At 69.1% G+C, this 13218-nt stretch carries 15 protein-coding genes and 1 tRNA gene; 6 read left to right on the forward strand and 10 right to left on the reverse strand.

Annotated features, from left to right (window positions below):
- Positions 1 to 4: 4 nt before the first annotated feature.
- The 6 genes from ACQPXB_RS03600 to ACQPXB_RS03625 all read right to left on the reverse strand — a co-directional run bounded on the left by ACQPXB_RS03600 (position 5) and on the right by ACQPXB_RS03625 (position 5698).
- Positions 5 to 652, reverse strand: coding sequence for a PIG-L deacetylase family protein (locus tag ACQPXB_RS03600; RefSeq protein ID WP_366575897.1), 648 nt, complete (start codon positions 650 to 652; stop codon positions 5 to 7).
- Entirely contained in the window at positions 649 to 1437 is a 789-nt protein-coding gene (locus tag ACQPXB_RS03605) for a glucose-1-phosphate cytidylyltransferase (RefSeq protein ID WP_432849449.1), read from the reverse strand. The genes ACQPXB_RS03600 and ACQPXB_RS03605 overlap by 4 nt, the downstream gene beginning before the upstream one ends.
- Positions 1434 to 2669, reverse strand: a complete 1236-nt coding sequence (locus ACQPXB_RS03610) for a methyltransferase domain-containing protein (protein WP_432849451.1) — start codon at positions 2667 to 2669, stop codon at positions 1434 to 1436. The genes ACQPXB_RS03605 and ACQPXB_RS03610 overlap by 4 nt, the downstream gene beginning before the upstream one ends.
- A 276-nt stretch (positions 2670 to 2945) precedes the next feature.
- Positions 2946 to 3818, reverse strand: a complete 873-nt coding sequence (locus tag ACQPXB_RS03615; protein WP_366575893.1) for an LLM class F420-dependent oxidoreductase — start codon at positions 3816 to 3818, stop codon at positions 2946 to 2948.
- Positions 3815 to 4690 carry an LLM class F420-dependent oxidoreductase gene (locus ACQPXB_RS03620; protein ID WP_366575891.1) on the reverse strand — a complete coding sequence of 292 codons (876 nt, stop codon included), beginning with the start codon at positions 4688 to 4690 and terminating at the stop codon, positions 3815 to 3817. The genes ACQPXB_RS03615 and ACQPXB_RS03620 overlap by 4 nt, the downstream gene beginning before the upstream one ends.
- Positions 4691 to 4729: 39 nt before the next feature.
- Positions 4730 to 5698: a YncE family protein gene (locus tag ACQPXB_RS03625; RefSeq protein ID WP_432849454.1), complete on the reverse strand. Its 969-nt coding sequence runs from the start codon at positions 5696 to 5698 to the stop codon at positions 4730 to 4732.
- A gap of 144 nt (positions 5699 to 5842) precedes the next feature.
- On the opposite strand from ACQPXB_RS03625, the gene htpX reads away from it, so the two are divergent.
- Entirely contained in the window at positions 5843 to 6691 is an 849-nt protein-coding gene (htpX, locus tag ACQPXB_RS03630; RefSeq protein WP_432849456.1) for a zinc metalloprotease HtpX, read from the forward strand.
- Between the two features lies 1 nt (position 6692).
- Here htpX and rfbA read toward each other — a convergent pair whose 3' ends face one another.
- Together rfbA and ACQPXB_RS03640 are read right to left on the reverse strand one after the other, a co-directional pair.
- Complete coding sequence (gene rfbA, locus ACQPXB_RS03635) at positions 6693 to 7577, reverse strand: glucose-1-phosphate thymidylyltransferase RfbA (RefSeq protein ID WP_366575885.1); 885 nt, start codon at positions 7575 to 7577, stop codon at positions 6693 to 6695.
- A gap of 42 nt (positions 7578 to 7619) precedes the next feature.
- On the reverse strand, positions 7620 to 8768 hold the full coding sequence (locus ACQPXB_RS03640) for a sialidase family protein (protein WP_366575883.1): 1149 nt from the start codon (positions 8766 to 8768) through the stop codon (positions 7620 to 7622).
- Between the two features lie 216 nt (positions 8769 to 8984).
- On the opposite strand from ACQPXB_RS03640, the gene ACQPXB_RS03645 reads away from it, so the two are divergent.
- On the forward strand, positions 8985 to 9671 hold the full coding sequence (locus ACQPXB_RS03645; RefSeq protein WP_432849459.1) for a hypothetical protein: 687 nt from the start codon (positions 8985 to 8987) through the stop codon (positions 9669 to 9671).
- Positions 9668 to 10435: a hypothetical protein gene (locus tag ACQPXB_RS03650; protein ID WP_432849461.1), complete on the forward strand. Its 768-nt coding sequence runs from the start codon at positions 9668 to 9670 to the stop codon at positions 10433 to 10435. Before ACQPXB_RS03645 ends, ACQPXB_RS03650 begins: the two co-directional genes overlap by 4 nt.
- Here ACQPXB_RS03650 and ACQPXB_RS03655 read toward each other — a convergent pair whose 3' ends face one another.
- Complete coding sequence (locus tag ACQPXB_RS03655; RefSeq protein ID WP_432849463.1) at positions 10436 to 11443, reverse strand: methyltransferase; 1008 nt, start codon at positions 11441 to 11443, stop codon at positions 10436 to 10438.
- Positions 11444 to 11578: 135 nt separating this feature from the next.
- On the opposite strand from ACQPXB_RS03655, the gene ACQPXB_RS03660 reads away from it, so the two are divergent.
- Together ACQPXB_RS03660 and ACQPXB_RS03665 are read left to right on the forward strand one after the other, a co-directional pair.
- Positions 11579 to 11845, forward strand: coding sequence for a hypothetical protein (locus tag ACQPXB_RS03660; RefSeq protein ID WP_432849465.1), 267 nt, complete (start codon positions 11579 to 11581; stop codon positions 11843 to 11845).
- Positions 11846 to 12007: 162 nt separating this feature from the next.
- A complete protein-coding gene (locus ACQPXB_RS03665; protein WP_432849467.1) occupies positions 12008 to 12505 on the forward strand; it encodes a helix-turn-helix transcriptional regulator in 498 nt (165 codons plus the stop codon).
- Here ACQPXB_RS03665 and ACQPXB_RS03670 read toward each other — a convergent pair.
- Complete coding sequence (locus ACQPXB_RS03670; RefSeq protein ID WP_364045133.1) at positions 12496 to 12987, reverse strand: YajQ family cyclic di-GMP-binding protein; 492 nt, start codon at positions 12985 to 12987, stop codon at positions 12496 to 12498. The two genes, ACQPXB_RS03665 and ACQPXB_RS03670, sit on opposite strands and share 10 nt — an antisense overlap.
- 128 nt (positions 12988 to 13115) lie before the next feature.
- Between ACQPXB_RS03670 and ACQPXB_RS03675 the strand changes: the two genes are divergently transcribed.
- A tRNA-Tyr gene (locus tag ACQPXB_RS03675) sits at positions 13116 to 13197 on the forward strand.
- Positions 13198 to 13218 lie beyond the last annotated feature (21 nt).

The raw sequence follows: 13218 nt of genomic DNA on the forward strand, positions 1-13218 counted from the left end.
TCAGTCAGCCCCTCAGGTCGAGAACGAGTTTGTTCAGTTCGAACGCTTCCGCGTACCGCTGCTGGCATTCGATGCCGCGGATGCGGGCGAGGCCCAGGAAGGCCTCGCGGTCGTACCAGGGGCGGTGGCGCTGGGAGGCGTAGTGCTCCTGCAACAGCCGCACCTTCTGCTCGGCCAGCTCGTCCGCGAGCGGGACGTAGGCCGGGAGGCGGCCGAGGTCGCCGTCCCACTTCACGATCTCGTAGCCCAGCGCCAGGTACCCGCGGTAGACCGTGGGCACCAGCTGCGCGAGGCCGCGGTGGTCCTGGTGCGCGTCGACGGTGCGCGGTGCGAAGACCACGTCCGGGTCGGTGCGCTGCTTGAGCTCTTCCAGCGCGTTCTTGGCCTCGTCCCAGTGAGCCGGGAGGCGGCCGTCGGGGAGCTTCAGCACCGTGACGTCGAGGTCCGCGCCCGGGCAGAACGCGGCGAGCGCCGCCCGTTCCTCGGCCTCGCGTTCGGTGCCGCCGCCCGACAGCACCAGCGCGTCGACGCGGAGGCCGGGCCGCTGCTCGCAGATCGTGAGCAGCGTCCCGCCGGCGCCGATGGCGATGTCGTCGCAGTGCGCACCCAGCACCACGACGCTGTCGAGCTTTTCCGCGCCGAGCTTGATCACGCGTGCACCCGGTCCCGTTCCCACAGCGCCCACGGCCGGTCGCCGCGGGTGTAGCCCTCGTCGAGCGCGAAGCGTTCCTTCACGGTGTCGGTCGGCTTCCAGAACCCGCGGTACGGGTAGGCCAGCAGCCGGCCGCGCTTGGCGAGCTCGCCGCAGCCGTCGGCGACCAGGTCGCCGTTCTCCTGGATGTGGTCGAAGATCTCCTGGCGCAGCACGAAGTACCCGCCGTTCTCCCACAGCGGCATGTCGCTGACCGGCGTGATCGAGCCGATGAGCCCGCCCTCGTCCATCTCCACGCAGTGGAACGACGACTGCGGCGGCACGACCATCATCGACGCGCCGGCGTCGGTCTGCTCGAAGCGCTCCACCATCCTGTCCAGCGGCGCGTCGGTCAGCACGTCGGCGTAGTTGGCGAGGAACATCTCGTCGCCGTCGAGGTACTGGCGCACGCGGCGCAGGCGCTCGCCGATCGGCGACTCGATGCCGGTCTGCACGAAGGAGATGGTCCAGTCGGAGATGTCGGTGCTCAGGAGTTCGGGTTTTCCGTCGCGGAGCACGAAGTCGTTGGACGTCGTCTCCTTGTAGTTGAGGAAGAACTCCTTGATGTGGTGGGCGCCGTAGCCCAGGCACAGCACGAACTCGGTGTGGCCGAAGTGCGCGTAGTAGCGCATCACGTGCCAGATCAGCGGTCTCGGCCCGACCATGGCCATCGGCTTGGGCACGTCGGAGGCGTCTCCGTTGCGCATCCGCATGCCGTAGCCGCCGCAGAACAGGACTACCTTCAATTGTTCACCTCGACGATCTCGAGACGGGGAATCGGGAACACGAGCCGCCCGCCCCAGTCGTCTACATAGGACAGTTGTTCGGTGAGTTCCTTCCTGAGGTTCCAGGGAAGGACGAGGACGTAGTCGGGCTTGTCGGCCGCGATGCGCTCGGGCTCGAGGATCGGCACGCGCGTGCCCGGGGTGAACCGGCCGTGCTTGTACGGGTTGCGGTCGACGGTGTAAGCCAGCACGTCGGGCCGGATGCCGCAGTGGTTCAGCAGCGTGTTGCCCTTGCCGGGTGCGCCGTAGCCCACCACGGTCTTGCCCTCCTTGGCCGCCTTGACCAGGAACTCCAGCAGGTCGAGGCGCACGCGCGTGACGCGCTCGGCGAACTCGGTGTAGCCCGACAGCTCGTGCAGGCCCGCGGCCTTCTCGCGCGCCAGCACGTCGACCATCCGCGCGCTCGGCTCGCCGGCGACCTCCATGGGCCGCGCCCACAGGCGGATCGAGCCACCGTGCGTGGGCAGCAGCTCGACGTCCACAACGGACAGTCCGCCGACCGCGAGCGCCCGGCGCGCGGATTCCACGGTGTAGTACTGGAAGTGCTCGTGGTAGATCGTGTCGTACTGGTTCTCGCTGATCAGCGTGAGCAGGTGCTGCACCTCGATGCTGATCCAGCCGTCGTCGGCGACCAGGGCGCGCAGGCCGTGGGTGAAGCCGATGATGTCGGGGATGTGCGCGTAGACGTTGTTCGCCGCGACCAGGTCCGCCGGCCCGTGTTCCTCGCGAACGTCGCGCCCCGTCTCGGGACTGAGGAACGCCGTCTTCGTCGGCACGCCCTTGTCGCGCGCCGCCTGCCCGACGTTCACCGACGGCTCGACACCCAGGCACCGGATGCCCCGCTCGACGACGTGCTGCAGGAGGTAACCGTCGTTGCTCGCCACCTCGACCACGAACGAGTCGGGCCCCAGCCCGAGCCGCTCGGCCGATTCGGTGACGTACTGGCGCGCGTGCTCCACCCACGACGTCGAGTACGACGAGAAGTACGCGTAATCGGTGAACGTGTCCTCGGGAGTGATCAGCGGCGGGATCTGCGCCAGCCAGCACTCCGTGCAGACCTGCAGGTGCAGCGGGTAGGTGTTCTCGGGCTCGGCCAGCTGTTCCGCGGTCAGGAACCGCTCACACGGCGGGGTCGCTCCGAGATCGACGACACTCACCAGAGCTGTCGAACCGCAGAGTCGGCATGTGGTCATCAACGGGCTCCTCGGCTCGCGGCTTGCGTGCTAGACACGTCGATGACCAGCGGGGGCTCGTTACAGCGAGCGTGTGAGGGGTGGAGCACCGTTTTCTGAATGAGATGTGCTCAGCCCGGCCCGCAACGCTTTTCCCGGCCTGTTCTCCTGGTGGGAGCGGGGGATTGGCGTGGTCTTTACCTTGCCGGAGCCGTGTGCGGAGAGTAACGCCGCGCCGGGGTGCGTGGGTTTTTCCCGCACCCCGGCGCGGGACTGTTGCTGCGTCGCGAGGGTGGTCTAGAGCTTTTCAGCCGCCGGGATGACATCCGTCGCGAACTTCTCGATCACCCGCGGATCGGGCACGCCCGGGATCCACCCCGTGGCGGCGTGGATGCCGAGCTCGGCGAGCTGGCCCAGCTCGTCGAGGAGCTGCCCGGTCTTCTCGCCGTTCTCGCCGATGTCGAGCCACAGCGCGACGGTTTTGGTGATCTCGTCGTAGTCGCGGCCGACGGCGTCGCAGTGCTGCTTGAGCACGTCGAGCTTGTGCGCCAGGTCGGGACCGGGGAAGAGGTTGCAGAGGTCGGCGTACTGCGCGACGAACCGCAGCGTCTTCTTCTCGCCGCTGCCGCCGATCAGGATCGGCGGGTGGGGGCGTTGCAGGGACTGCGGCGAGTTGAGCAGGCGCTCGCCTTCGAAGTGCTTGCCGGAGAACGCGTCGTCGCCGTCGGCCCACATCTGCAGGACGTAGCGCAGGGCGTCTTCCAGCTGTTCGAAGCGCTCTTTGAGCGGCGGGAAGCGGAAGCCGAGGCCGCGGGATTCCTCTTCGTTCCAGCCGGCGCCGATGCCGAGGATGGCGCGCCCGCCCGACAGCACGTCGAGCGTCGTGACGGCCTTCGCGAGCAGGCCCGGGTGCCGGTAGATCACGCCACTGACGAGCGTGAGCAGCTTGACGCGCGACGTGTGCGCGGCGAGGAAGCCCAGCGTCGTGTACGCCTCCAGCATCTCGCGCTCCGGCGGGCCGTAGCGCGAGATCTGGAAGAAGTGGTCCATCACCGACAGGTACTCGAACCCGGCCTCGTCGACGGCCCGAGCCACCGTGGCGAGGTCGGGCCCGAGTGCCGCCGGACCGTTCGGCCAGGTCAGCTGGGGGAGGTGCAGTCCGAGTTTCATCCCAGCTTCTCGACCGCCGGGATGACGTCCGTGGCGAACTTCTCGATCGCCGAGACGTCCGGCAGCGTCGGGATGCTGCCGATGGCCGCGTGGAAGCCCAGGCCGTGGAGGCGCTCCAGCTCCGCCACGAGCTCGCCGGTCTTCTCGCCGTTCGGGCCGATGTCGAGGGTGTGGTAGACGGTCTTGGTGATCTCGTCGTAGTCGCGGCCCTCGTTCTCGCAGTGCTGCTTCAGCACGTCGAGCTTGTGCTCCACGTCGGGGGCGTTGAAGATGTTGCACGCGTCGCCGTACTTGGCGACGAAGCGCAGCGTCTTCTTCTCCCCGCCGCCGCCGATCATGATCGGCGGGTGGGGGCGCGTGATCGGCTGGGGCGAGTTCAGCAGGCGCTCGGCCTCGAAGTGCTTGCTGGAGAACGCGGCGTCGCCGTCGGCCCACATCTGCAGGATGTACTGCAGGTTCTCCTCGAGCAGCTCGAAGCGCTCGGCGGTGGACGGGAACGGGAAGCCGAGGCCCTTCGACTCCTCCTCGTTCCAGCCGGCGCCGATGCCGAGCACCGCGCGGCCGCCGGAGAGCACGTCCAGCGTGGTGATGGCCTTCGCGAGCAGGCCCGGGTGGCGGTAGATCACGCCGGTGATCACCGTGAGCAGCTTCGCGCGCTCGGTGTGCGCGGCGAGGAAGCCCAGCGCCGTGTACGCCTCGAGCATCTCGTTCTCGCTCGGCCCGACGCCGCGGATCTGGAAGAAGTGGTCCATCACGGCCAGGTACTCGAAGCCGGCCTGGTCGGCCGAGCGCGCGACGGAGGCCAGGTCGGCGCCGAGCTTCGACGGACCGTTCGGCCAGGTGAAGTTGGGGATCTGCAGTCCGAGTTTCATAAAACCGAACGTATACCTGGAGTTACACCAGCTGCGCGGTCAGAAATTGTGGATGACGGAAACGGTTCCGTGCAAGGGATCCGTCACGTAAACAGCGCGCGAACGCTGGTCGACCGCGACGTCGCCCGGATTCACGCCGAGGCTCAGCTCGCCCGTCAGCACGCCGGCCTTGCCGTCCACGCGGGACAGTCCGTTCTGGCCGCCGTTGGTGTAGATCATGTCAGTGCCTTGGTGCACGGCGATCGCCGAAGCTTCGCTGCGCAGCAGCACGGTCTTGCTCTGCTTGCGCGTCACGGCGTCCACAATGGACATGTGGTGGATCGCCGAGTTGGCCACGAACACGGTGCCGCTCGCCTCGTGCACCACCACTCCCGTGGGTGACGCGCCGACCCCGGCGCTGCCGGTGAACTTGCCGGCGTCGATGTCGTACACCTCGACCGAGTCGGTGGTGGGGCTCGTGCAGTAGGCGACGCGCCGCCCGGTGTCGAGCGCGATGCCCGCGAGGCTCGGCTTCGGCGCCGCCACCATCCGCAGCGTGGTGAGGCTGAGGGTGTCGAGGACGGCGAGCGTGCCCTTCGTGCCGCTCACGGCGTAGACCTTGTTCGCCGCCGAGTCCACGGCGAGCGACGACGCGCCGGCGCCCGCGCCGATGACGCTCACCGTCTGGTGGCTCAGCGCGTCGAGCGCGATCACGGTGCCGCCCGGCGGGTTGGCCACGTACACGCGGTTGGCGGCCGAGTCCACGGCGACGTCGCTGGGCTTGCCGCCGACGGTGATGATCGTGGTCACGCGCCCCGCGGCCGGGTCGATCACGGCGACGGAGCCGGAGTTCGAGTCGGTCACGTACACCAAGCCGGTGACCGGATTCACCGCGACGGCCGTGAGCCGCCCGCCGACGTCGACCACGCTCACCTGCTCCGCCCACGCGGTCGCGGGGAGCACGGCTGTGGCCACACCCGCCGTGGCCAGGGCGAACAGCCCTCGTCGGCTCAGTTCGGGACCGTGCATCGCCCACCTCCGCCGAGGAAGATCACCTGGGGAAAACTTTCCCGACCCTAACCCGCTGGTGGATCATGCGAAGGAACTTCGGGTCCCCCGATCGCGTTGTTTCCGATGAGTAATCACCCTTGAGAGCGGACGGAGGCGAGCCGCGTGCACAAGCACCAGAACGGGCTGAAGACGGCTTTGCTCCTCGGTCTGCTGTCGGCGATCATCATCGCGATCAGCAGCCTCTTCGGCCGCGGCGCCCTGATCATCGGCCTGGTGCTGGCCCTCGGGGTCAACGCGTACGCCTACTTCAACTCCGAGAAGCTCGCCCTGCGCGCCATGCGCGCGCGGCCGGTGTCGGAGGTCGAGCAGCCCGCGATGTACCGCATCGTGCGCGAGCTGGCCACCACCGCGCGCCAGCCGATGCCCGCGCTGTACCTCAGCCCCACGGTCGCGCCCAACGCGTTCGCCACCGGCCGCAGCCCGCAGCACGCCGCTGTGTGCTGCACGACGGGCATCCTCGACCTGCTCAACGAGCGAGAGCTGCGCGCCGTCCTCGGCCACGAGCTGTCGCACGTCTACAACCGGGACATCTTGATCTCCTGCGTCGCCGGCGCGCTCGCGAGCGTGATCAGCGTGCTCGCCAACCTGGCGTTCTTCTTCGGCGGCAACAACCGCGACGGCAACCCGTTCGTGTCCCTGCTGCTTGTGCTCCTGGGCCCCATCGCGGCGTCGGTGATCAAGCTCGCCGTCAGCCGCTCCCGCGAGTACCAGGCGGACGCCTCGGGCGCCGAGCTCACGGGCGACCCGCTCGCCCTGGCCTCGGCCCTGCGCAAGCTCGAAAGCGGCACGCGCGCGGCGCCCCTGGCCCCCGAACCGGCGGTCGTCTCGCAGTCGCACCTGATGATCGCCAACCCGTTCCGCCCGGGCGCCGGCCTGTCGAAGCTGTTCTCGACGCACCCGCCGATCGAGGACCGCATCCGCCGCCTGGAAGCGATGGCTCGGGGCTTCTGAGTTACGCCCCCGTCGCACCCAACGACTGAGCGACACTCATCACGTAGTCCCCATACCCCGACTTCGCGAGCTTCGTCCCCAGCGCATAACACTCGTCCGGGCTGATGAAGCCCATCCGGGCCGCGATCTCCTCCAGGCAGGCGATGCGCACGCCCGTGCGGTGTTCGAGCACCTGCACGAACTGGCCGGCCTCCAGCAGCGAGTCGTGGGTGCCCGTGTCGAGCCAGGCGAAGCCGCGGCTGAGCTCGATGAGGGTGGCGCGGCCTTCGCGCAGGTAGGTGAGGTTGACGTCCGTGATCTCCAGCTCGCCGCGGTGCGACGGCTGGAGCGCGCGCGAGATGTCGACGACCCCGTTGTCGTAGAAGTACAGCCCGGTGATCGCGTTGTTGGACCGCGCCTTGGCCGGCTTCTCTTCGATCGACACGAGCTTGCCGGACCCGTCGATCTCGCCGACGCCGTAGCGCTCGGGGTCCTTGACGCGGTACCCGAACAGCACGCAGCCGTCGAGGTCGGTCGACGCGTCCTGCAGGGTGCGCGAGAAACCCTGGCCGTAGAAGATGTTGTCGCCCAGGACCAGCGCCACGGAGTCGTCGCCCACGAAGTCGGCGCCGATGACGAAGGCCTCGGCCAGACCGTTGGGGCTGGGCTGCTCGGCGAAGCTGAACGACAGCCCGAACTGGCTGCCGTCACCCAGCAGGCGCCGGAAGTTCGGCAGGTCGGCGGGCGTGGAGATCACCAGGATCTCGCGGATCCCCGCCAGCATGAGCACCGAGATCGGGTAGTAGATCATCGGCTTGTCGTAGACCGGCAGCAGCTGCTTCGACACGGCCTGCGTGATCGGGTGCAGCCGCGTCCCGCTGCCGCCCGCCAGCACGATGCCCTTCATCCGTCTCCTCACTCGTGGCGTTCACCGTTCCGAGTGAGTGTGTCAGCCCATCGGACCTTTGCCGAAGTAGGCCTTGCAGCCGAGGTTGTACTCGGTGGCGATTTCCAGCACGTTCTTGCCGCCGTCCACCGGCAGCAGCGTGGACGAGTAGTTGGGGCAGAAGTTGTTGTAGATGCCGGTGATGAGGATGGGGGCGGGCAGCGGGTACCAGTTGCCGGCGCCGAGGTTGTCGTTGGCGAGCAGGGTCTGGCCGTTGCCGGTGACGGGCGTGCCCTTGGCGTTGGTGTAGATCTGCCCGACCATGACCAGCCGCACGCCGTTCGGGCCGCCGGGGAACAGCGTGACGGTCTGCGCGTGCTGGAAGTAGTTGCCGCTGGCGGTGTTCACGCGCGTGCCCGGATCGGCCGGATCGCCCCAGTTCGCGCCGTCCGCGGAGATCTTGTAGTACGGGTCGCAGTAGCGGTCGCCGTAGTTGCAGATCTCGTAGCTGAACCAGTACCGGCCGTCGGGCAGGCGCCGGATGATCGGCATGCCCGGGCGGACGCGGTCGGGCGGGATGGCCAGCGTGAGCTGCTTGGTGCCCCAGTGGATCCCGTCGGTGGACGCGACGCGGTTGAGCACCTGCGCGTACTTCGGGGCCTGGGTCTCGTCGGCGTAGTGCAGCCAGAGCGTGCCGCCGGCGTCGACGGTGAACTCGGGCTCCCAGATGCCGTCGTGGTTGTGCGAGATCGCGGCCTCGGACAGGTACGTCCAGCGCTTCCCGCCGTCGGAGCTGGCCCAGACCTTGATGCCGATGCGCCGCTGGGCTCCGGCGTCCTGCCGGTAGCTCGCGGCCCACAGCACGGTGCCCGCGCGCAGCCGGCCGACGCGTTGGGGCAGCTCGTAGAGGGTGCCGCAGCATTCGCCGAGCTTGCCGTCGGGGTCGCGGATCTCGCCGATCTTGTGGAAGCTCGCGCCCTCGTCGGTGCTCTCCATGATGGGCGTGAACTTGCCGCCGGCGTCCTCGCTCGTGAGCGACGCGAGGATGTGGCCCTTGCCGAACGGTGAGTACTGCAGCCGGATCAGCCGCGCGTACGAGCCGTACCCATCCACCAGTTGCTTCTTGTCCACTACGGCCGACGCGGGCGTGAGCCCGGCGGCCACCACCACCAGTGACGTGAGGAAGGCGATCACGGGTGTCCAACGGCGCATCGACGAACCTCTCTCGCGGGCGGGCCGCGCGATTACACCACGCAACCGGCCGGCTTCAGACGCTCGTTCCGGCGCTTCCGCAGGTCAGCGCTAGGACTCCACCCGGTCGAGGGGTTTGACCCGCCCGATCGGGTGTCAGGTGGAGGTAACGGATCGTCAAAGGGTGACGAAAGATCACGTGAGAGCCACGCGGTGGCTCACGAGGGGGAATGTCTGATGACGCGCGTCCGCGGGCGTGTTGCGGTGCTGCTGCTCGCGGGCCTGGTCACGGCCTCGTGCAGCGTCCAGCCGTCGGGGCGCGGGGTGCTCCTGGGGTCGCCGGGTCTCGACGTGCCTTCGTCTCCGTCGACTTCGGTCGCGCCGCCACCGCGCCGCCTGGAAGCCCCGACGGAAACCCACACCGGCAAGGGCAACGCCACGGTCCAGCTGTCGTGGCCCGCCGACGTCCCCGGCTACCTCACCTTCGACTGCCCCCGCTGCGACTCCAACATCTTCGTCCACACCGACGGCGACGAGTTCTCACTCATCAACGCCATCGGCGCGTACCACGGCACGGTCTGGTTCAACGCCATCGAAGGCCGCGACCCCTCCCGCGTCCTCACGATCACCGCGAACTCCTCGTGGACCGCCACCATCACCGACCACCGCACCCTCCCGACCGTCACGGCGGGCAAGCCCCACGCCGGCAAGGGCGACGCCGTGCTGGCCATCCCCGCCGGCGTCACCCACGCGACCTTCCAGACGTCCGCCAAGGGCCACTCCGCCGTCTGGGTCCAGGGCGGCGGCACCATGGACCTCCCGGTCAACGAAATCGGCGCGGCAACCGTCGACTTCCCGGTCCAAGCCCCGACCTTCCTGGAAGTGGAGGCGTATGACGGCTCGTGGACGGTCACGGCGTCGTGAGGGAGGTGCCGCAGGAGGAAGCCGCCGAGGCGATGGCGTGGCTTTCCGCACGCGGCGACAGGGAGGCGGCCCTCGGTTACCACCCCGACGGCTGGCCGGACTCCGTCTGGATCCTGCACGCGATGTACGAGCAGCCCGCACCTGACGTCTCTGCCAACGGCTTTCGGCGCGAGGTGATCGTCGAGCCCTCCGTGTTGCCCGGTCTCGACGTCGCCGCGTACAGCACCGGCATCCCGTTCGGCTTCACCGAAACCCCGGGCGAGGGCTGGACCCGGCTCACGTGGCGGTCACTGACCGAGCGCCTCGGCCGCCGGCTGGGGGAGGGGATGACTTACCCGCCGGACCTCGACTGGTTCCCCTTCCGCAGGTGGCCGGCGTCGATCCGGCCGCCCGCCGAGGGGTCGCTGACCGAATCCGACGTGCACGCGCTGGCCGAGGTGCTCACCGACCACAGCGGCTCGGCGCCGGACCAGTGCCTGGCCTCCTACGGCTACCTCTCCTACGGCGTCATCCCCGCTGGCGATGACGCCGCGACGCTCACTGTCTGCGCTGGTCCGTGGCCCGATTTCGCAGCCCTGCTCCTCGGCCTGCCCGAGGCGGGCTCGAGCCCCAGCAACGTCTGGCCCGCCGACCGTTCCTGGTTCGTCTCCACGAACTGGGACCTCATGGCGACGCGGATCAGCGGCTCACGCGAGCTCATCACCGCCGTCGAAGCCCATCCCGGCCTCGAAACCCTGCGCTGGACCGGCTCCACCGCCGGCTGATCACTCGGCCGCCACCAGCTCCAGAACCGAGTACCCACCACCCACCGGATACGTCTTCACCCGCCGCCACCCCGACGCCGCGAACAACGCGTCGTACTCGTCGAGGTCGCGTTCCAACCCCTCGGTGGCGGTGAGCATGTCCATGTCGACGCGCGTGGCGAAGTCGGGTTTGCCGAGCTCGCCGATCACCATTTCCACGACGAGCAGCCGACCGCCGTCGGTCGCGGCGGTTCGGCAGTTGCGCAGGATCGTGAGGCAGCTCTTGTCGGACCAGTCGTGGAGGATCACCTTCAGCAGGTACAGGTCCGCGGGCGGGACCTCGACGATGAAGTCACCCTCGACGGCCTCGAAGCGGTCGGCCAGGCCACGCCGCGAAGCCTCCGCGCGGGCGCCCGGAACGGCGTGCGGCAGTTCGAGGACCTGACCGCGCAGCTGGGGGTTCGAGGCCATCAGCCCGAGCACGAAGTCACCGTCCGCGCCGCCGGCGTCGACGACCGTGGTCACGCCCGTGGTGTCGACCGCGGCGACGGCGCCCTGGGTGACCAAACCGGACAGATCTCCCATGGCGCGCGCGAACAGCGCCGCTTCTTCTGCGTTCTCGGGACGGCCGAAGTAGCCGAACAGGTCCGTGCCGTGCGTCTCGCGCATCTGGTTGCGTCCGGTGCGCACGGCGTCGGGCAGCCGCTCCCATGCCTGCCAGTGCGCGTGCTCGTTCTGGATCATCACGAGCGACCGCATCGACCGCGCACGTCGGAGCGCAGCAGCGCGCCCAGCGGCGTCAGCCCCGAGCGACGCCACGGCGCGCATCAGCCGGTACGTCGTGCGCGGGTCGCTGCCCACCCGCTCGGCGACTTCGGCGGCGGTGGCGGGACCGTGCGCGAGGTGGTCGGCGATGTTCAGCGTGGCCGTGGTGCGCCGGATCTGGGCGACCCAGGCGCCGGTGAGCAGGTGCAGCAGCACGTCGGCGTCGGCCGCCGAGTCGGTGGTCACGAGCGAGTCGGTGGGCATGGGGGGGTCCTCCCTCGGCGAGCGCCGGTGCTTCCGGCGGTGCTGAGGTCACGCTAGAAATCGCGCGGGTCCGCCTGATTGGACTTCGCCGCCACGTTCGTTGAACCTGCGTGCCAAGTCGCTCGTGGAGTGGGTGTGCAAGCCCGGCGGAAGTACTCCGTGGACGTGACGGTGCCCGCGCACGCGCGCGACTGGCCCGAGGTGCTGCGCCGCGGCTGGGACTTCCAGGTCGGCCGCGTGATTCCCCCGCCGCCCGCCCAACCCGTCGGCGCCGGCGACTACCGCGTGCGCATCCGCCACGCCAAAGTGGACGACGCCGTCGTCGAGCGCCTCTACAGCGAATCCGTCGCCGGCGGCGAGTTCAACCACCCCCACAACCGCGTCGTGCTCCACGGCGAGTGACGCTTCACCGGCCCGCGCCGCACCACCACGACCGTTCTCGGTGGACAGTTCATCGTCCGCCTCAACGATCCCTCGTGGACATTCGAGGTCGAGCCGCGCACCACCGCGCTGGTTCTGCGGCTGCCCGTCGACCAGCTGCGCCCCCACCTGGCCGACCGGCACGTGATCGGCGCGGCGACCTCCGCCGAGGTCCGCCTCCTCCTGGCCCAGACCCGCGCCGTCGAAGCCACCGTCGACACGCTGACCCCGGCCGGCCTCACCGCCGCCCGCGCGTCCCTGGTGGAACTGGCGAAGGGCGTACTCCTCGGCCACGCTGACTGCGCGGACCCTCTGCTGGCCCCCGCCTTGGCCCAGGCCGCCCGCGACCTCGCCGACCGCCTGCTCCCGGACGCGGACCTCTCGCCGGCCGTGCCGGCCCGCCACTTGAACGTCTCGGTCCGCACCCTCCACCGCGCCTTCGCCACCTGCGACGAATCCGTCACGGCCTACGTCCGGCGCCGCCGCCTGGACCACGCCCGCGCGGACCTGGCCACGGGCCGCGCCACCGTCTCGGAAGTCGCGGCCCGCTGGCAGTTCTCGGACAGCAGCCACCTGATCCGCGCGTTCAAGTCCCGCTACGGCCGGACTCCGACGGAGTTCGTGAGATCGGCTCAGCGGTAGTTCGTGAACTGCAACGCGATCTCGAAGTCCTTGCCCTTCAGCAACGCGATCACGTCCTGCAGCTGGTCCTTCTTCTTGCCCGACACCCGCAGCTGGTCGCCCTGGATCTGGGCCTGGACGCCCTTCGGGCCTTCGTCGCGGATGAACTTGGCGATCTGCTTCGCCTTGTCCGACGCGATGCCCTGCAGGATCTTGCCGCCGATCTTGTAGATCTTGCCGGACAGCGCGGGCTCGCCGGCTTCGAACGCCTTCAGCGAGATGTTGCGCTTGATCAGCTTCTCCTTGAAGACCTCCACGGCGGCGAGCGCCCGCTCCTCGGTCTCCGACTCGATGGTGAGCGCTTCTTCGCCGGACCAGTTGATGCTCGTGCCCGTGCCCCGGAAGTCGAACCGGGTGCCCAGCTCCTTGCTCGCCTGGTTCAGCGCGTTGTCGACCTCCTGGCGGTCGACCTTGCTCACCACGTCGAAAGAGGGATCCGCCACGTGTCCTCACACCTCGTACTCGCTCGTCAGGGGCCACCAGCCTAGCCCCTGTCACCCGGTGGGGTCCCCGGTTGATCCGCGCGTCGGGCCGTTGGGTATCCTTCTCTCCGGCCGGTTCACCCGGCCATGGCAGGTTACCCAAGCGGCCAAAGGGATCTGACTGTAAATCAGACGGCTCAGCCTTCGGGGGTTCGAATCCCTCACCTGCCACACCAGCCCCCGCGAAGACTC

The organism is Amycolatopsis sp. CA-161197 (genome assembly GCF_050942255.1).
Lineage (GTDB): Bacteria > Actinomycetota > Actinomycetes > Mycobacteriales > Pseudonocardiaceae > Amycolatopsis.